The organism is Peptostreptococcus sp. (assembly GCF_036639115.1).
Classification (GTDB): domain Bacteria; phylum Bacillota; class Clostridia; order Peptostreptococcales; family Peptostreptococcaceae; genus Peptostreptococcus.
Window position 1 is genome coordinate 230543 of record NZ_JAVWJH010000003.1, and the last position, 19062, is coordinate 249604.

Annotated in this window: 18 protein-coding genes; 13 read left to right on the forward strand and 5 right to left on the reverse strand. The window is 29.8% G+C overall.

Features of this window, described 5'->3' with window-relative positions; all coding sequences use genetic code 11:
- Positions 1-185: 185 nt before the first annotated feature.
- From RR561_RS05350 to ilvD, 5 genes are all read left to right on the forward strand, one after another.
- Positions 186-506: a putative heavy metal-binding protein gene (locus tag RR561_RS05350; RefSeq protein ID WP_332506524.1), complete on the forward strand. Its 321-nt coding sequence runs from the start codon at positions 186-188 to the stop codon at positions 504-506.
- A gap of 85 nt (positions 507-591) precedes the next feature.
- Positions 592-936, forward strand: coding sequence for a histidine triad nucleotide-binding protein (locus RR561_RS05355; RefSeq protein ID WP_332506525.1), 345 nt, complete (start codon positions 592-594; stop codon positions 934-936).
- Positions 937-1148: 212 nt separating this feature from the next.
- On the forward strand, positions 1149-1328 hold the full coding sequence (gene rpsU / locus RR561_RS05360) for a 30S ribosomal protein S21 (RefSeq protein WP_074914847.1): 180 nt from the start codon (positions 1149-1151) through the stop codon (positions 1326-1328).
- 22 nt (positions 1329-1350) lie between these two features.
- Entirely contained in the window at positions 1351-1791 is a 441-nt protein-coding gene (locus RR561_RS05365) for a GatB/YqeY domain-containing protein (RefSeq protein WP_332506526.1), read from the forward strand.
- Positions 1792-2121: 330 nt separating this feature from the next.
- On the forward strand, positions 2122-3801 hold the full coding sequence (gene ilvD / locus RR561_RS05370; RefSeq protein ID WP_332506527.1) for a dihydroxy-acid dehydratase: 1680 nt from the start codon (positions 2122-2124) through the stop codon (positions 3799-3801).
- A 65-nt stretch (positions 3802-3866) separates the two neighbouring features.
- Here ilvD and RR561_RS05375 read toward each other — a convergent pair whose 3' ends face one another.
- Positions 3867-4349 (reverse strand): ferritin, encoded by a 483-nt coding sequence (locus tag RR561_RS05375; RefSeq protein ID WP_332506528.1) that lies wholly within the window; start codon positions 4347-4349, stop codon positions 3867-3869.
- Between the two features lie 328 nt (positions 4350-4677).
- Here RR561_RS05375 and RR561_RS05380 point away from each other — a divergent pair, with 328 nt between their 5' ends.
- A complete protein-coding gene (locus RR561_RS05380) occupies positions 4678-5076 on the forward strand; it encodes a DUF1064 domain-containing protein (RefSeq protein WP_332506529.1) in 399 nt (132 codons plus the stop codon).
- Between the two features lie 83 nt (positions 5077-5159).
- On the opposite strand, the gene RR561_RS05385 is transcribed toward RR561_RS05380, so the two are convergent.
- From RR561_RS05385 to RR561_RS05400, 4 genes are all read right to left on the reverse strand, one after another.
- A complete protein-coding gene (locus tag RR561_RS05385; protein ID WP_332506530.1) occupies positions 5160-6920 on the reverse strand; it encodes a cell wall-binding repeat-containing protein in 1761 nt (586 codons plus the stop codon).
- Between the two features lie 710 nt (positions 6921-7630).
- Complete coding sequence (locus RR561_RS05390; RefSeq protein ID WP_332506531.1) at positions 7631-8995, reverse strand: APC family permease; 1365 nt, start codon at positions 8993-8995, stop codon at positions 7631-7633.
- A gap of 1099 nt (positions 8996-10094) precedes the next feature.
- The gene (locus tag RR561_RS05395; protein WP_332506532.1) at positions 10095-11441 is read right to left on the reverse strand and encodes an MATE family efflux transporter; all 1347 of its coding nucleotides are present in this window, start codon (positions 11439-11441) and stop codon (positions 10095-10097) included.
- A gap of 253 nt (positions 11442-11694) precedes the next feature.
- Positions 11695-11919 (reverse strand): hypothetical protein, encoded by a 225-nt coding sequence (locus RR561_RS05400; protein WP_332506533.1) that lies wholly within the window; start codon positions 11917-11919, stop codon positions 11695-11697.
- Between the two features lie 255 nt (positions 11920-12174).
- Here RR561_RS05400 and RR561_RS05405 point away from each other — a divergent pair, with 255 nt between their 5' ends.
- The 7 genes from RR561_RS05405 to mgtE all read left to right on the forward strand — a co-directional run bounded on the left by RR561_RS05405 (position 12175) and on the right by mgtE (position 19022).
- A complete protein-coding gene (locus RR561_RS05405; protein ID WP_332506534.1) occupies positions 12175-13281 on the forward strand; it encodes a hypothetical protein in 1107 nt (368 codons plus the stop codon).
- Between the two features lie 207 nt (positions 13282-13488).
- Positions 13489-14040: a ribosome hibernation-promoting factor, HPF/YfiA family gene (gene hpf, locus RR561_RS05410; RefSeq protein WP_332506535.1), complete on the forward strand. Its 552-nt coding sequence runs from the start codon at positions 13489-13491 to the stop codon at positions 14038-14040.
- Positions 14041-14246: 206 nt separating this feature from the next.
- A complete protein-coding gene (locus RR561_RS05415) occupies positions 14247-15281 on the forward strand; it encodes a PhoH family protein (protein ID WP_332506536.1) in 1035 nt (344 codons plus the stop codon).
- A 33-nt stretch (positions 15282-15314) separates the two neighbouring features.
- Positions 15315-15779, forward strand: a complete 465-nt coding sequence (gene ybeY, locus RR561_RS05420) for an rRNA maturation RNase YbeY (RefSeq protein WP_332506537.1) — start codon at positions 15315-15317, stop codon at positions 15777-15779.
- The gene (locus RR561_RS05425) at positions 15780-16526 is read left to right on the forward strand and encodes a diacylglycerol kinase (protein WP_332506538.1); all 747 of its coding nucleotides are present in this window, start codon (positions 15780-15782) and stop codon (positions 16524-16526) included.
- Between the two features lie 156 nt (positions 16527-16682).
- Complete coding sequence (gene era, locus RR561_RS05430; RefSeq protein ID WP_332506539.1) at positions 16683-17585, forward strand: GTPase Era; 903 nt, start codon at positions 16683-16685, stop codon at positions 17583-17585.
- 63 nt (positions 17586-17648) lie between these two features.
- A complete protein-coding gene (mgtE, locus tag RR561_RS05435) occupies positions 17649-19022 on the forward strand; it encodes a magnesium transporter (protein ID WP_332506540.1) in 1374 nt (457 codons plus the stop codon).
- Positions 19023-19062: the final 40 nt, after the last annotated feature.

Sequence of the window (19062 nt, forward strand, 5' to 3'; positions counted from 1 at the left end):
TATATAATGTAAAAAGTGAGGTATGTTCACTAATAGAAATATTTATGATACTTTAATGATAAAATTCTAAAAATTATGAACTTTATACAATGAGTAATTTATGAAAATAAGATATTGTAGTATAATATATGAAGGCTATATATATTTTAACTATCATAGGCAAGATACACAGGAGGGAATAAATTATGGTTATAACAACAACTAGTTCAGTAGAAGGAAGAGAGATATTGGCATATAAAGGAATTGTATTTGGAGAAGTAGTATCTGGTGTCAATTTTATGAAAGACATTGGAGCTGGCTTTAGAAACTTCTTTGGTGGAAGGAGCCAGGGCTATGAAAATGAACTGATGAGAGCTAGAGAAGAGGCTCTTGATGAAATGGCGGGAAGAGCAGAAAATATTGGTGCAGATGCTGTAGTAGGAGTAAAAATGGATTATGAAGTGTTAGGAACAGATAATGGAATGTTGATGGTTACTTGTTCAGGAACTGCAGTTAAACTAAGATAATTAATCATTTTATATTGATATGGTTTGGTAAAATCAACAAAAAGTGTTATAATATATTTAGTATATAGATGTGGGGGATGATAAAATGGATTGTATATTTTGCAAGTTAGCAAATGGAGAAATTCCAACAGATATGGTATATGAAGATGAAAAAGTTGCTGCATTTAGAGATATGAACCCAGTAACACCAGTTCATATTCTAGTAGTGCCTAAGAAGCACTATGCAAGCTTAGAAGATATTTCGTATGAAGAGATGGATATTATAGCAGATATTCATAGAGCTATTAGAAAAATTGCAGATCAAGAAGGTTTTGCAAAGGATGGATATAGAATAATTAATAATTGTGGTAAGGATGGTGGTCAAGAAGTTGATCATATTCACTATCATCTATTGGCAGGAAAGCCACTAACGAAGCTAGTAACAGACTAGGATAAATTCAGTATTTGACTAGGTCTTTGTAATTTAATTTAAATAAAATTAGTTAGATTGTGACAAGTTCAATGTTAAAATTAAAAATATAGTAGTAAAATAAAATATTATAACAAAAAGACTTGATAAATATAAAAAATTAGATTATAATATTAGGGTGTTAAACTAAAGTTTGGTTTGATAAATCGCTAAGTTGTAGGGAGGTGAAACAGATGTCAGAAGTTAGAGTAAGAGAAAATGAATCATTAGACAGTGCGCTTAGAAGATTCAAGCGTCAGTGTGCTATGTCTGGCATAATGTCAGAAGTTAGAAAAAGAGAACACTATGACAAGCCAAGTGTTAAGCGTAAGAAAAAAGCAGAAGCTGCTAGAAGAAAAAACGCTAAAAAATAGTAATTAAGAAGAGGTGAAGGGGATGTCCCTTAAAGAAAAACTGCAAGAAGATTTGAAGTCTTCAATGAAGAACAAAGATACAGTCAGAAAATCAGTGATTACACTTATTAGAGCTGCTATAAAGCAATATGAGGTTGATAACCGCAAGGAGCTAAGTGAAGAAGGTGTAGTTGATATAATATCTAAACAGCTAAAGCAAAGAAATGATTCCCTAGTGGAGTTTGAAAAGGCTAATAGAGAAGATCTGATTGAAGAAGCAAAATCTGAAATACAAGTTTTGGAAGCATACCTACCTCAACAATTAAGCGAAGATGAATTAGAAAAAATTGTAATTGATACCATCGCCGAAGTAGGAGCTACTTCTATGAAGGATATGGGTAAAATTATGACTACTATCAAGCCGAAAACTGCAGGACGTGCAGACGGCAGAAAAATTAATGAACTTGTTAAGAAGAATTTGTAAAATCTTAAACCCTACAGGTGTTGTAAAACAACACTTGTAGGGTTTTTATTTATTTAATATTATAATGCTGAACATTATAACAAAAAATGTGTATTTAACTATCAAATAGGGTGAGATTTTCAAACTATGAACTACTGTATATGAACAGAGCTTAATAAATACTATTCATTAAAGCAAGGATAATAACTTTTAAATATAATAATTTTTAGTATATTTATTATAAAATATACTATTGGCAGATTTCCATAAATATATGAGTTCGGTTGAGTAAAGACAATTGCTGTTATATAATATAATAATTAGAATTATTATTGGGGAGGAATTATTTATATGAATAAAAAATTTGAAAAGGGTACTTTTACACCGGATAGTATGATATCTTGTAAGACTTTATATAAAGCGACAGGTTTGTCTGATGACGACTTTGAAAGACCAGTTATAGGTATAGCAAATTCTTTTAGCGATATAGTTCCAGGGCATAAAAATCTTAGAGAAATAGCTGAGCAAGTGAAATATGGAATATATAGGGCTGGAGCTACTCCAGTAGAGTTTGGTACTTTAGCTGTATGTGACGGAATATGTACTACACATGAGGGATCTAGATATTCTTTGCCATCTAGAGAAATTACTGCAGATAGCATAGAAATAATGGCTAGAGCTCATAAGCTAGATGGCTTAGTTTTGTTGGGTTCTTGCGATAAAACGGTTCCTGGTATGTTGATGGCAGCTGCTAGACTTGATATACCATGTATCTTTTTATCTGGAGGACCATCTCTTGGAGGACCAAATTTTGGTGAAAAGGCAAAATCAGATAGTACAGTAGTTGCAGAAGCATATGGAATGTATGAAGCAGGGAAGATTGATCATGATGTATTGGATTTAATATCAATCACTTCATGTCCTACAATAGGATCATGCCAACATATGGCTACAGCAAACACTATGTGTTGTGTTGCAGAGGCTATGGGACTGTCTCTACCAGGTTCTGCAGTTATACCTGCAGTATACAATGAAAGGACTAGAATAGCCCTTAAAACAGGAGAACAGATAGTTAAACTAGTGGAAGAGGGAATCACTAGCAGAGATATTATTGATCTTAAAGCTATAGAAAATGCTATCAAAATGATATTGGCTGTTGGTGGCTCTACAAATTCGATTATTCATATAATAGCAATTGCTAATGAAATCGGTATAGAAGCGGATATAGTAATGGAAATGTTTGAAAAATTTGGTGAAACTGTTCCACTTATAGCTCAGATAAATCCATCTTCATCAAAATATGATGCATTAGATTTTTATTTGGCAGGAGGAGTTCCAAGAGTCATAGAAAGAATGAAAACTATGCTAAATACAGAGTGCATGACTGTAACGGGAAATAATATAGAAAAAAACATAGAAAATTATAGATATTTATATGAAGAAAATAATGATGTTATATCTTTCTTAGACAAAGCATTTAGTGACTTACCAGGTCTGATTGTTATGAAAGGTAATCTAGCTAATAGCGCAGTTGCAAAGCCAGCAGCTATTGCCGAGGAAGTGCGACAGTTTGTTGGAAAAGCGATTTGCTTTAATTCAGAAGAAGAGTGTAATAATGCTATAATTAATCAAAAAGTTAAAGCTGGACACGTTGTGGTTATACGATATGAAGGCCCTAGAGGGGGACCAGGGATGCCCGAAATGTTTAAGCCGATGAAAATGTTATATGGACAAGGTTTAAATAAATCGACAGCTCTAATAACAGATGGTAGATTTTCTGGAACAAATAATGGATGCTTTGTAGGTCATATATCACCAGAAGCAGCTGAGGGTGGCATGATTGCTTTGATTGAAGACGGCGATGAAATAGTAATAGATGTAATAAATAAAAAACTGAATCTAAATGTAGGTGAAGATGAAATAGAAAGAAGATCAAAAATTTTTGAATATAAACCTAAAAAGCTAACAGGTTATTTGAAAAGATATGAAAAAATGGCTAAGTCTGCAGAAAAAGGCGGGGTTATAGACTAAAAAATAATAGAGACACTGTGATGCATCACAGTGTCTCTTATTTCTAGAAATAAAATATTGCTCTACTATAAATTAAATAACTCTTTATCAACGGAATATTTAGCAGCTGTGCTATCTCCCGCAAATGTAAACTTATCGATTATAGTTTGTGCTAAATCTTCTTCTTCTATCTGCTCATTAATATACTTATGCATAAATACTTCTGTAGCATAATCATTATTTTTCTTTGCAATATCATGCAATTCATATATTTGAGATGTAACCTTAGCTTCATGCTTTAAAACTAACTTTGCGATATCAAGGGGTTCTTTCTTATCAATACTGTCTGCTTTGATGTCATATAGAGTAGCAGAAACATTTCTTTTTTGTAGATAAGAAATAAAGTCTTCAGCGTGGGATAACTCTTCCTTAGAGTGATCTAGCAGCCACTTAGAGAATCCTTTATAATTATACTTTTCCATTTGAATGGACATAGTTAAATAAAGATACCCTGAATAAATTTCTAAATTAATATGTTCATTCATAGCTTTTAAAACTTCTTTTTCCATGGTTTTTCTCCTTTCAATATATAAACAAATAATAACATATTTCGCTTAGATATACAAGGTAAATAGTGTGTTAATGGAGAATATTCAGAAAAAATATACATAAGAAAAATGCTATTGGAAATTAGTATAGTATATTATTTATACTAAAAAAAGTAAAATAATTAACGTATTATAAACAAAAATCATATCTTGATATATACTATATTATGAAGTAATATAAGATATGAAGAAAATCAAAAATGTAATAGCTAATTAAAATTTCTATATCTTTCTAAATTATAAAATAAGAAAAATATAGAAATTGTAATTGGCAGGAAGGAGAAGTAAGTTGATTAATTGGTCAGAAGAAGAGTTCAAAAAATACGTACAAACAAATTCGGATAAAAAGAAAAAAAGTAAATATAGAGCAAAAAAAATGGAACTAGATGGAATACTATTTGATAGTAAAAAAGAAGCACAAAGATACAGTGAATTAAAAATGTTAGAAAAGGGTAGTATTATTAAAGATTTAGAACTTCAACCGAGATTTCTTCTCCAAGATAAATTTGTATATCAGGGGAAGACTATAAGAAAAATAGAATATATTGCTGATTTTAAATATATTGATGAAAAGGGAAACACAGTAGTAGAAGATGTAAAAGGTCTAAAGACAGATGTATACAACATAAAGAAAAAACTGTTTTTAAATAAATACATGAATGAGAATTTAATATTTAAAGAGATATAAGAAAAGCCCACCTGCAAGTGGGCTTTTTATTTATATAATCAATAATTATTGTATATAATCAATAACAGAAACTAAATACCAAACTAATGAATTATGCCAGAAGTTTTGCCATTGATTAGTGCATTTACAATTGCACGATTATCTTCATCAAGTTGATTGTATTCTGATTGAGACAGAGCTATTGTTGTACCAAATAAAGATGGTCCTTTATGGCTATCTACGTATAAAGAGTATTTTTTACCATTTTTTATAACTGTTCCATAGGTATTTGTTGCAGAGGCTATGTGTGTATTGGAATCAGTTCCTACATAATCTATCAAATTTACCATACATATAGATGTTGATGCAATTTCATCATGAGTTCTTAGGTATATATTTTTGTTTAGTATAGAATATCCATCAGAACTAAACTGTACTCTTGAAATTATATTTGCTGGCAGTATAATTTTTGACTTACCATTAGTTCCTGGGATAGTCAATTCATTTGAGTTAGTCGGTGCCTTTATTTTAGGTATAAACAAGTCTTTCATTTCCTTATAGAAGCCTTTGTTTAGTGTAAATGAGCTGCCATTTGTTCCAGAAAGTGCACCGTTTTCTATTGCATTTGAAAGTTTGTTCAGAGCATTTATGTACTTGTCTTTATTACTATAGTTTGGCTGAGCTCCAATGTTCATAAATACAGAGTAGTTTTTACCATTTTGTTTAAGAGTACCTATATTTCTTTCATGAAAACCATCACTTGAATCGTTACTATAATCGCTTACATATATTGTAAATAGATCTCCAGATTCAGGTGATTTCATGGAAAATGCCAAGTCATTGGCTTGTAGGTAATCTATCTTTTTGAAGCTGACTGTATTAGCCAAATCTTTAGGAATATTAAAATCTAGATTATAGCCTGAAATATTGCTTATTAAATTAGGGTTATTTACTGTAAGAGCTCTTCCTTGTATAGCATATTCAATATTTTTATCTGGAAGCACCATCTTGCCTCCGACTACAAAAATATCATCAGCCTGACTTGCTAGTTTTGACACTCTTTTATCTCCATTAGTAGGGGTCAAAAGTATGTTTCCAGTTTTTGAATTAACTAGGTTAATAGAGCTTAGTGCATCAGCAAACTGATTGCCGCTAACGAAAATAATATTATTATCATTCGTTTTTTCAGCTATTTTAATAGAGGTGTCATATCTATTAGAACCGGCTATTCTTTCGCCAGCATCTTTTTTCACGGAATTCTTACCACCAAAAGTATACTCTATATTAAGTCCATTAGAGTTATAGTTTTCATTAGGTCTAACCAACATTAAACCTAGATTTTTTTCTCTTAATAAAGAATAAGAACTTAGCGCATCTGCGTAGTTTTCACCACTTGCGACACCAATATTTTTATATCCGGCAATTTCCAAACTTTTTTTATTTGTTTCGTACCTGTTGATTCCCGCTATATGGACTATATTCGTATTTTTATATTTTGTTTTATCGTATTTTCGACTTTCCTTTCCGCCTACTAGGTATACATTTTCAGGTTGATAAAGATTTAGGTAGAATTCAATTAATAAATTATCAACTTGATAATTGCTATCTAATAGAAGTATAGCGTCATATTTATTAGCCAAATTCATTGCACTAAGAGAGTCAGCAAAACTGTATCCATCTGCTATAACTATATTTTTTCCTTGGGAAACCTTCATCAGCCCTGATGTTTGAAGACAGGTTTCAGATCTGTCTTTTCCTGCGTATCTTTTATAAGTTTTTTGAGCAGCATTAGTATTTAGTGTGAAAAATGATATAGAAATACTAAGAGCAAGTCCTAAAGTTAAAAAACTTTTTTTCAATTTCATTTACAATTCCTCCTTAAGGTATATTATTGATTAGTAAAAGAACTATCTATTAACTATAGTATTACCTTTAAAAGGTAAAATCAATAGAATTATTTTAAAATATAAAAAATTCTAAAAATAAATAATTACACTTACTAAATAGTAAGTGTAATTATTTTTAATTTAGTACTTTAATTTAGTACTATTTATATTTCTATGCATATATATGTTCCCATCAATTAATAAAAATCAAGACTTTTTATCTAAGGAGTAACAAAAGTATGATTTCAAACCATGTAAGTAATCGGATTATATATTATTGAATTGATAGTGAAATATATAAGATAGCGATTGCCTAAGCTAAAAATATTTATTGAATAATAACTGAATTCTTTTAATTTTATCTTTATATAAATAGGAATTATTAAGTCTAATTTAAATAAGTGATAAGAAAATATAAAAGAATTTTTGAAATATAAAAATGCTAACTTTTAATTATTCCATATATTACAATTATGATATATGTACTAATATCATAATATAAATACATCTTTTAATAGATTTCGCTTATACTATAGATTACATATGTGAGAATATTCAATTAATTGTATATTCAATTTTATATTTCCATTATTAACCATTATTAAATAGTCGATAACAAATTAATATATTTCACATTGTATTGAAGTATAGTGTTATTCCAGTAAAACGCTTAATGTAAATATTTAATTTTAATTATATATGTGTTTTTTAGAGTAAGCAAAGTATATCAGGCTTCCAATAACTAACCATAAAGCGTAACTAACCCAACTCATGAAGTCTAAGTTTAAAATTAAGAATGCACATATTACAATTCCTAAAATAGGAACAATAGGATATAGTGGAACCTTGAAACCACCTATATTATCTGGATACATCTTTCTAAATTTAACTACAATATAGCATAAAGTTGCAAATGCAATCAGAGATCCTATATTGGCCAAATTTGCTAGAGCTTTAACATCTAAAACACCTGCGAAAAGAGAAGTTATTAATCCAATGCACATTATTGAAAAATTAGGACTTCCAGATTTATCATTCATTTTAGAAAATGTATTTGGGAAAAATCCTCCACGAGACATAGCCATTGTTATATTCGATGCGCCTAGGGTAAAGGCAAGTATTACAGCTAGTATACCTATTATTGATCCTGCAGAAATTATCATTGAAACCTTGTGTTGTCCTACTAATTGCATAACATAAGTCATAGCTTCGGGCTTGTTGAGATTAGTGTAACTTGTTATTCCTGTAAGTATCAAACAAACAACTATATATAAAGTAGTTGATACTAAAACTGATAGTATTATTGTTTTTGGCAAAGTTTTTTGAACGTCTTTTACCTCTTCTGCTGTAGTGGCCAAAGTATCAAAACCTAAATATGCGAAGAAAGCAGTTGCTGCTCCTGCAAAAACTCCACTAGATCCAAATGGTGCGAAAGGTGTCCAGTTAGATGGTTTAACGTAGAATACTCCTACAACTATGAACAATAGTAATATAAATAGTTTTAAGCCAACCATAAAGTTATTTATTGCTTTACTTTCCTTACTACCTCTAGTTAATATAAATGCTATTAAAAGAACAACTAACATAGCAGGAAGATTGACTATTCCACCCTGTGAATGGCTTTTTAAAAGCTGAGCTGGAATATTAATTCCAAAGTCATGAAATAAGGCTGCAAAGTATCCTGTCCAGCCATTTGCAACAGTAGCGGCAGAAAGAATATATACTCCAATCATTGTCCAACCAAGTAAGTGAGCTGGAAATTCTCCTAGAACAACCCAAGCATATCCATAAATACTGCCAGAGTTTGGTATTGAAGTTGCAACTTCAGCATAGCATAGACCTATAAAAATAGCAGATACCGCAGAAATCAAAAATGATAATATTACAGCAGGGCCAGCTTGGGTAGATGCAATTATTCCTGTTAGAACGAGTATACCAGTTCCTATTATGGCTCCAATTCCTAGTAAGAATAAATCTAAAAAACCATATGTTTTTTCCCTTTCAATTCTTTCACTTAGTAATTTATTCAAATCCTTCTTTTTAAATAAATTCATTATAAAACCTCCCACTTTTTTATGTGTTATGTAATAACGAATTCTATACTAACATAAAAAAAAATGTGTGTAAAAGTTTAAAAAAAACGTTTTTTCAAAATAAACTACTAATAATTTAAACTTAAAAAAGAGTAGGAAGAAAAAAGGTTTGAAAATATATATTAAGTTTTGGGTATAAATTTAAGTTTTATATAAGATAAAACTTCTTATTTTATTTATTTTCTGACTTTATAAAGAAGATTGATATAAAAAACAAAAAGAGTGTTTTAAAGTTTTATTTTTCTTGTAAAACCTTAAAAAACAAGTTAAAAACAATAAATTTATAAAATTAAAATTTTTCTAACTTTTTTTAATATTCATATATATGTATATATCTATAATTAATTATTTAAATAATATGCTGAACCCTTATTTAAAAAGGAGTTTTAAATATATATATTATTTTAAGTAATAAACATATTTTTTTTCTATTATATTTTATTTAAAAGGATGTATGAACTTTATTTTATAAAAACTTCCATAAATTAGATAGAAGTTTTATATATTATTATATAAAAAATTGAGAATTAATGTTTTAAAAGAATGGAAAAATATAAAAAAATATTTAATTATAAATTATAGAACTAGAAGATTTTTAATGCAAAAATATATTTTAATTTTATAAATATAGAAAAAAGTAGTTTTTAAATTAGATAACTTAAAATATGAAATATATATATATGAAGAAGATTTAATAGACTAAGCAAATTAAAGGGTTAATAGCCAAAGCACAATAGCTCTGTATAAATTCAAAATATATAAAACTTTTTATACTGATGTAATAATTATATATAAAAGATATATAAAAATAAAAAATATAAATTCAGTTCAAAAAGAGCATAAAAAACATGATAAAATCAGTAACAACTAGACAACAAGCACCATTTTTATCATGTTTTATTGAGAATGTTAAGAAAGATAAGATTGTTTATAGTATCGAAAGCTGTATAAACAATCTTACCTTTTATAGTGGTGATTTTTGATCAAACACTTTTTTGGTTATATTTTTAATCAAACACAAAAATATGTTAAAAATTATATTAGCTTTAATTTTGCAAGACTAGATATTTCTTGCTTTAATATAGGTTTTCTTATAGTAAAAATAATAAAAAATTCCTATTGCATCAGCCAAGAGCCAACCTATTGGAACTGATATCCAAATACCTGTTATTCCTATAGAAGGTATTGCAGACAGCGTATATGCTAGTATTACTCGGCTTCCCAAAGAAATAATAGTTAAAACCATAGATATAGCAGCCTTGTTGATAGCTCGGTAATATCCATAAAATAAGAATAGTAACCCTATTCCAAAGTAGAATGAAGCTTCTATACGTAGGTATTTTGCACCGATTGCAATTATTTCAGTTTGAGATGCATCAATAAAAATACGCATTAAAGGTTCGGCAAACAATATTATTATAGAACTTATAATAGCACAGAAAATAAATACAGAGATAAGAGAAATTTTCATTCCTTTTGATATTCTGTCATATTTTTTGGCTCCATAGTTTTGAGCAACAAATGTTGAAAAAGCGTTTCCAAAATCTTGGACTGGCATGTATGCTAAAGAGTCGATTTTGACAGCTATTGCAAATGCCGCAATTACTATGGTACCAAAGCTATTAACCAAACCTTGAACAGCAAGTATTCCTAAGTTCATAACTGATTGTTGTGCACAAGTTAGAAAAGAAAGATTTCCAATTCCTTTTATTGTACTTGTATTCCAAAACATATGCTTTTTTTCCACCCTGAATTCAGGAAAGCAAAGTAGGTAATATAACATTATACCTATACCAGAAACATATTGTGCTATAACAGTTGCTATTGCAGCACCATTTACGCCCCATTTAAAATATAAAATAAAAATAAGATCCAAAACAATATTTAAAATTGTTGATATAAATAGGAATAGTAAAGGTACAAGAGAATTTCCTAGAGCCCTCAAGAGGCTTGCAAAGAAGTTGTATAGAAATGTTGCCATAATACCCATAAAAACATAGAAGAGATAAGATCTCATTATGTCATAAATTTCAGGTGGGATCCTTAGTAGTGTAATGATTTCGTCTAAAAAAACATATACTAAAATGTTAATTACAACAGCTACAACTCCAATCATTACAAATGACATAAAAAAGCTATTTTTTAAGTCATCAATTTTTTTTTGACCGTATTGTATAGAAAAAAATGCACTGCTTCCCATACATAGGCCCAAAATTATGGAAGTTAGAAAGACCATGAGGGTATACGAGGAACCTACAGCTGCTAAGGAGTTTTTACCTAGAAATTTACCAACGATCAGTGTATCTGCAATATTATAGAATTGTTGGAGCATATTACCGACCATAAGTGGAAGTGTAAATCTAAGGAGCTTTTTTGTTATGCTACCTTCTGTTAAATCGTACTTCATAAATATGTTTTCCTTTCTTATAAAAGATATGATTATAGTTATCATATCAAAAGAAAAATGTTTTTTCAATATTAATTAGTTTACTAACTAAAATAGTTATTTTTGACGAATGTATCATATATTTCTCTATAATAAAGAACAATTGTATATAACTGCCTTTATGTCATCGTTTTAAATTTTTAAATTATATATCATATTTTAAAAATAGAAAGATAGAAAAAAATATGAAATTTTAGACAAATATATTTATAAATTATACATAGTGAAAACCATCTATCTTATTAGTATATTGATAAGGACTTTTATCGCTAATATTTGAAGACTTACTGCTATGTTCATCATACATAGACAAAAAAATCGCCATAATTAAAAATACGATAGCTGCAAGTGATATAAAAGCAATCAAGCAACCAATTAAGCAACCATTTCTATTACTTTTTTTTATACTATCTACTTGTGATTGTTTTTTATCGTTCATAATTGTCTCCTTTACTAATATAATATATATTAATTGTAACATAAAAGTGAATGGAAAAATATTTTAAAGTGCTTTTACTAAAATGAAAAAAGTAGTATAGTAGTATAGTATTAAATGTAGAGGATAAATAAAGTAAATAATTAAAGTTATTGAAAATTTAATTAAAATAAAAAGCATTTTAAAAACTTTACAAAAAAATATAAATTTATGATATAATATAGAGTATTGTATTATGTTTACGTGAGGTGATAGTATTTGAAGGATTTTGCATCCAAACTGCCTCTACCAGTTGCCGCATTAGCTCTTGGTTGGGTATTGTTGGGCAATATATTTAAGAATTTAATTCCATTTTTAAGTGATATATGTATGATAATATCTTTGATATTATTGATACTGACAATTGTAAAGCTAGTGCTTGATACAAAAAGTTTTTATAAGAGCCTTAGGTCTCCTGTTGGACTTTCGATATTTTCAAGTTTTAGTATGTCTTTGATGTTGATATCTGTTTGGATGAAGGGAGTGCTAGACAAGGCAAATATATATATTTGGATAGTCGGCGTTGTTCTTCATACTATTATAATGATTATTTTTACCTTAAAGTATGTGCTTAACTTTAAAATGAAGTATGTATTTTCAAGTTGGTTTTTGGTATATTCAGGTATAGGAGTAGCTGCGATTACCTGTAACGATTTTGGAATGATTGTATTTGGTAGAACAGTATTAAAATTTTGCATAGGTGTTTCAGTCGTGTTAGTGCCTTTAGTCTTAGCTAGGATGAAGTCGGTTGGAAGCACTCAGGCTGCCAGACCAGTATTTTCGCTAATAAGCTTGCCACTAGGATTGATACTACCAGCTTTAATGCTGATATCAGATCCTCTTTCTGCGAGAACTATGTGGATAATGTTTGTTGTTATTCAGTTGATTTTGTTATTTGTTTTAATAGATATGCTGATTCAGATTTTTCATGGATTTTATCCGAGTTGGTCTTGTTATACTGTATCAGTATCTGTGTCAGTGTATGCATCTATGTATTTCAATAATTATCTAATTGATAACAAAATGAGGATAGCTTTTATTGACTATTTAATGTATTTTGAATATGTTTTGGTGTTTTTAGTATGTGCTTTGATTCTTTTAGCCTACTTTATAAATACACTAGAGGATCCAGAATTGCATAAAAGAAAAGTTCAAGAAAAAATGGTCTACGAAAAAAGTAGAAGAGAAAAAAGAATAGAAGATAAACAAAGACGTGAATCTTATAGAAGAAAAGGTCCAGAATCAGATCCTAGAAAAAAAAGAACAAGAGATGAAAAAACTGGAACGTTTGAAGATGACGATGATATTATGGATTTAATTGATTAAATCTAATTTAAAAGCATAAAAAGCCCTCTAAATCAGTTTAGAGGGTCCTTTTGTGCTATTTCAAACCATAATTACATTCTAACACAAAAAAGATTAAATTTAAAGACTATTATTAATATTGAAAAAGTAGTATAGTATATATAAGAATAATAGTATCAGAGATTTAGTTTTACAAAAATATTTTGATACTTGAAGGGAGAGATTTTTATGAAGATCATAATATCTGGGAAAAAAATTAGACTTACGGATGCTATCACAGAATACATCAATAAGAAGTTTGGCAGATTGGAAAAGCTCCTTGATCCAGAGGCAGAATTAAGAGTAACGGTAAGTGCAAATAAGAAGACAAGACAGAAAGTGGAAGTTACACTGGATAATATCAACGGGCAAATAGTAAGAGCTGAAGAGGTACAGGATGACCTGTATTCAGCAATAGACTTAGTTTGTGATAAGTTGAATAGACAGATAGTTAAATACAAGAATAAATTCAAGACTAGAAAATCAGGCAATGATACTATCAGATTTGACAAGTTTGAAGAACTTTTAGATGAAGAGATAGAAATCGTTCCAGAAGAAGATGGATTAGCATTTGAAAGAAAAAAGAGATTTGATCTAAAGCCAATGAGTCCAGAAGAAGCAGTTTTGCAGATGAACTTATTAGGACATGATTTCTTCTTATTTAAAGATCAAGACACATTTGAAGTTTCTTTGGTATATAGAAGAGGCGACGGTGGATACGGTCTAATAGAACAGGCGTAGTTTATGTTGAAACCTTAGAGGGTTTACATATAGAGGTCGCTATCGAATAAAGTAGGTAGTGGCCTCACTATGAATATTATGGAGGGTAGTATAGCTTTTTAAAGGCTTGTGCTATCCTCCTTATTATTTCTATTTTAATGCAAGTCGTACTTATTCGTGATATAATATTTACTATAAATAAAATTATATATTAAGGAGTGAAAAGTTTGATAATACAAAAGCAGTTTCAAATATACGAGCAAGAGTTTGAAAGAGAAATGTTTGGTAATTTTGATGAAAATGTGAAACTTATAGAAAAAAGTTTGAAGATAGATATATTGCTAAGAGAAGGAAAACTAGTTCTAATTGGCGAAGAAAAAAATGTTGATATGGCTATGAAGCTAATGAATGAACTACACTCGATGGTAAAGGCAGGTAAAAGTCTTGATAGGCAATCTATTTTGTATTCAATAGACCTTTTATTCGATGGAAGTGAAGAAAAGATAAAGGAACTTGAGGGTACAATAGTTATTACCAAAAAAGGAAATCCCGTGCAACCAAAGACGATTGGACAAAAAGAGTATGTTAAACTTATAGAAAATAATGATATAACTTTTGGTATAGGTCCTGCTGGTACTGGAAAAACATACCTAGCAGTTGCTATGGCGGCAAAGGCGTTTAAAAATGATGAGGTTTCAAGAATAATTCTGACTAGACCAGCCGTAGAAGCAGGTGAATCTTTAGGTTTTTTACCAGGAGATCTAAAAGATAAGGTTGATCCATATCTAAGACCATTGTATGACGCCTTATTTGAAATGTTTGGTGCTGATAAATTTAATAAATTCTTAGAGAGGGGAACTATAGAAGTTGCTCCCTTGGCGTTTATGAGAGGTAGAACTCTTGATAATGCATTTATAATATTAGATGAAGCACAAAATACTACTTCAGAGCAAATGAAGATGTTTTTGACTAGATTAGGTTTTGGATCAAAAGCTGTAGTTACAGGAGACATTACACAGATAGACTTGCCTATACATAGAGGTAGTGGTCTAGTGCAAGCTGCCAAGATTTTAGAGGGAGTGAAGGGGATAGGATACAAGGAACTAACTGAAAAAGACGTTGTAAGACACGAGTTGGTTCAGAGAATTATAAGGGCTTATGCTAAGTTTGATAAAGAAAGAGAGTATAAGGAAAGCAAAAAAATGAGAAACGATAATCCTAAATTGAGAAGCGATAACTCAAAAAACAATAGAAGAAAATAATTTGAACGATAAAAAATATAGAGGTGTAATAAAATGGATATAATTTTTGATGATAGACAAGATTTTAAAAAACTAGACGAAGATTTGTTAGAAAAGATTAAATTGGTAATAAATGAATGCTTGAACTATGAAGGATATTCAGATGATTATGAGGTGAGCCTTTCTTTTGTAACAAATGATGAAATAAAAACACTAAATAGAGATTTTAGAGGAATAGATAAAGTAACAGATGTACTTTCTTTTCCACTTTTGACTGATGATGAATTTGATATTGAGTATGAAGAACAATCTTTGGGAGACATTGTAATCTCTATTGAAAGAGCTGATGAACAAGCAAAAGAATACAATCACAGCCTGGAAAGAGAAATATGTTTTTTAGTTTGTCATAGTATGTTCCATTTATTAGGGTATGATCATATGGAAGAAGATGAAGCGAAAGAAATGCACTCAAAAGAAGAGGATGTATTAAATAAGTTATCTATTACGAGGGATCTGTAGATGGGAGATAGAACTGATAGAAGAAGCAAAAAAAAAGGTAAAAAGAAAAAACAAAGTTTTGTAAAATCTGTAAATGCAGCAATAGAAGGAATAATGTACACTTTTAAAAGTGAAAGAAACATGAAGTTACATTACTTGGCCTCTTTTGTAGTGTTGATTGCCAGTTTATTTTTCAATTTCTCTAAGATTGAGTTTGTATTGCTTTTAGGAGCGATTACCTTGGTAGTAATATCTGAAATGATGAATACTGCAGTAGAAAAAACTGTTGATTTAGTTACGAGTGAAATACATCCGTTAGCAAAAATTGCTAAAGATGTAGCAGCTGGAGCGGTATTAGTTTCTGCCATGTATGCTGTTGTAGTTGCTTATATATTGTTTTATAATAAATTGACGGATTTAACTGGAAACTTAGTGTTTAGAATAAGGGAATCAGAATTACATATAACGTTAATATGTATAGTGATAGTTTTAATAGCGGTAGTAGTAGTTAAGGCAATTACTTTCACAGGTACTCCACTTAGGGGTGGTATGCCAAGTGGTCATGCCGCTTTGGCATTTGCACTAGCTACATCAATTACACTTATGACTGAGAGAGTAGAAGCATCTTCTTTGGCATATTTGATGGCAATACTAGTCGCACAAAGCCGTATAGAAGGAGAAATTCACACTTTCTGGGAAGCCATGGCAGGAGGAATATTAGGAACTCTCATAGCAATAGTAATATTCCAGCTAGGTTTATTTTATTAAGGCTAAAGCAGGCAAGAATGAAAAATGAAATTTTATAAAGCTGAAATAGTTATAAAATGTGATGGTTATTACTTATGTAACTATTTTATTAAAATAAAAAATGTGTTATAATATAATGTGGTTAAATTATAAAATTATGAAAGTAAGGAGAATAGTATGGCATATAAATCGGGTTTCGTAAGCATTGTGGGAAGACCGAACGTAGGTAAATCTACTCTTATGAATAATATTGTAGGAGAAAAGATAGCTATAATGAGTGATAAACCTCAAACAACAAGAAATACAATACAGGCTGTATATACAGATGAGGGATCTCAGATAGTTTTTCTAGACACACCTGGAATACATAAACCAAAGAATAAACTTGGTGAAATGATGGTAAAGTCTGCCGAAGATGCATTTAGAAATGTTGATTGCATTATTTTTGTAGTAGATGAGTCAGATAGTATCGGAAAAGGTGACTCAATGATAATAGAAAATCTTAAAAAAACTAAAACACCAAAGTTTTTAGTTATAAATAAAGTTGATAAGATAAAAAATAAAGAGGAACTTTTTGAAATAATACAAATGTATGATGATTTAAATGTATTTGAAGATATAATACCTACATCAGCATTAAAGGGATCAAATGTAGAGGAATTAGTAACAGTAATAAAGAAAAAACTTTCAGATGGACCAAAGTATTTTCCAGACAGTATGATTACAGATCAACCAGAAAGAGTACTAGTGGCTGAATTGATCAGAGAAAAGATACTTTTATATACTAATGAGGAAGTTCCTCATGGTGTAGCTGTGGGAATTGAAAAAATGAAGAAGAGAAAAGATAAAAATATTGTAGATATTTCTGCTGTTATTTATTGTGAAAGAGATTCTCATAAAGGTATCATTATAGGAAAAGGTGGAAGAAAATTAAAGGGAGTAGGAAAATCTGCTAGAGAAGAGATAGAGTTTTTACTTGATACGCAGGTAAATCTTCAATTATGGGTTAAAGTAAAAGAAAATTGGAGAAATTTACCAAATTATATCAATGATTTTGGGTTAAATGAAAACAGAGATTAATTACTAAAGATGATGGTCGTTTGTTTTTAAAAAATTATTAATGTAAATTTAAAGGTGGTTGTAATGGACAAAAAACAGGACTCGTCGCGAGAGTTGTACGATGTAGTTAAAGAAATGATGAATGAAAATAAGCTCATAGAGCTTAGAGAAATGCTAGAAGAGTATCACACAATGGATATATATGATATATTGTTAGAACTTGAAGATTCAGATCAAGTAAAACTATTTGAACTATTGCCATTGGATACGGCTGCTTCAGTTCTTGAAGAAAGTGAAGCAGAATTTTTTATCAATATTATTTCAAGAATGGATCAAGAACATATTAGAAGTGTATTTGACGAAATGTCGTTGGGTGATCTATCAGATGTGCTTCGTGATCTAGATGAAAAACAAAGAGAAAAAATCTTGGATGTAGTTAGTAAGGAAGATGAAATTGAGTTAAGGGAATTATTAGCTTATTTAGATGATACATCAGGCTCTACTATGAAAAAGGGATTTATTACTGTCAATAAAAATTTAAATGTTACTGAGGCAATCAGACATATTAGAATGGAAGCCACGGAAGCAGATTCAATCTATTATATATATGTAATAGACAATGAACATAAATTGGTTGGAGTATTATCACTTAGAGATCTATTTATAGCCAAAGAATCGGAAATAATAGAAGATATTATGGTAGAAAATGTAAAATCAGTAAGAGATAATGAGGATAGAGAAGAGGCAGTAAAAGTTGTTTCTAAGTACAATTTAGTAGCGGTTCCTGTAGTAGATAACGAAGGAATATTAAAAGGAATTATTACAGTAGATGATGTCTTAGATGTTATGGAAGAAGAAGCAACGGAAGATATGTACAAGTTTGCTGGAAGTAGCGAACATGAACGTGATGTAGCAGAAAATGAGAAATCTACATTATATGAACAAGTTGTTTCTTGTGTAAGAGGTAGAATAGCGTGGCTTATTCTAACTGTGTTTTTATCATTGATTGCAGTATATGTGTTTATGAAATTTAGACCTTTGATGGATACAGGAGTGATGGAGCTATTATTCTTTACACCGTTAGTGATAGCTATGGGAGGAAATGTAGGGTCCCAATCATCAGCTGTTACAATTATAAATCTAACAAATAAAGATAAAGACGTTGATTCTGATACAATTTTAAAAGAGGTAATAAGTAGTGTAATAAATGGTATCGTGATTTCAGTAATTGTTGGTATAATCATGATGATATTTATTGGAAAACCAAGTATTACAATAGTAGTTGTATTGGCAACGCTAATAAATATGATACTAGGTGCTACTCTAGGTACATTGATGCCAATAGTGCTTCAAAAAATGGAATTGGATCCGTCAGTTATATCGTCTCCAATAGTAGCTGTAATAATGGATATCATTGGTATTCTAGTGTATTTTGCATTGATATCAGTCTTTGTATAGAGAAATATGTCCCTCTTCCTATTGGAGAGGGATTTTTTGA

Excerpts from the sequence above, each read along its gene's own strand:
- RR561_RS05350 (WP_332506524.1), top strand. The coding sequence starts at position 186 with ATGGTTATAACAACAACTAGTTCAGTAGAAGGAAGAGAGATATTGGCA.
- RR561_RS05355 (WP_332506525.1), top strand. The coding sequence starts at position 592 with ATGGATTGTATATTTTGCAAGTTAGCAAATGGAGAAATTCCAACAGAT.
- rpsU (WP_074914847.1), top strand. The coding sequence starts at position 1,149 with ATGTCAGAAGTTAGAGTAAGAGAAAATGAATCATTAGACAGTGCGCTT.
- RR561_RS05365 (WP_332506526.1), top strand. The coding sequence starts at position 1,351 with ATGTCCCTTAAAGAAAAACTGCAAGAAGATTTGAAGTCTTCAATGAAG.
- ilvD (WP_332506527.1), top strand. The coding sequence starts at position 2,122 with ATGAATAAAAAATTTGAAAAGGGTACTTTTACACCGGATAGTATGATA.
- RR561_RS05375 (WP_332506528.1), bottom strand. The coding sequence starts at position 4,349 with ATGGAAAAAGAAGTTTTAAAAGCTATGAATGAACATATTAATTTAGAA.
- RR561_RS05385 (WP_332506530.1), bottom strand. The coding sequence starts at position 6,920 with ATGAAATTGAAAAAAAGTTTTTTAACTTTAGGACTTGCTCTTAGTATT.
- RR561_RS05390 (WP_332506531.1), bottom strand. The coding sequence starts at position 8,995 with ATGAATTTATTTAAAAAGAAGGATTTGAATAAATTACTAAGTGAAAGA.
- RR561_RS05395 (WP_332506532.1), bottom strand. The coding sequence starts at position 11,441 with ATGAAGTACGATTTAACAGAAGGTAGCATAACAAAAAAGCTCCTTAGA.
- RR561_RS05400 (WP_332506533.1), bottom strand. The coding sequence starts at position 11,919 with ATGAACGATAAAAAACAATCACAAGTAGATAGTATAAAAAAAAGTAAT.
- hpf (WP_332506535.1), top strand. The coding sequence starts at position 13,489 with ATGAAGATCATAATATCTGGGAAAAAAATTAGACTTACGGATGCTATC.
- ybeY (WP_332506537.1), top strand. The coding sequence starts at position 15,315 with ATGGATATAATTTTTGATGATAGACAAGATTTTAAAAAACTAGACGAA.
- RR561_RS05425 (WP_332506538.1), top strand. The coding sequence starts at position 15,780 with ATGGGAGATAGAACTGATAGAAGAAGCAAAAAAAAAGGTAAAAAGAAA.
- era (WP_332506539.1), top strand. The coding sequence starts at position 16,683 with ATGGCATATAAATCGGGTTTCGTAAGCATTGTGGGAAGACCGAACGTA.
- mgtE (WP_332506540.1), top strand. The coding sequence starts at position 17,649 with ATGGACAAAAAACAGGACTCGTCGCGAGAGTTGTACGATGTAGTTAAA.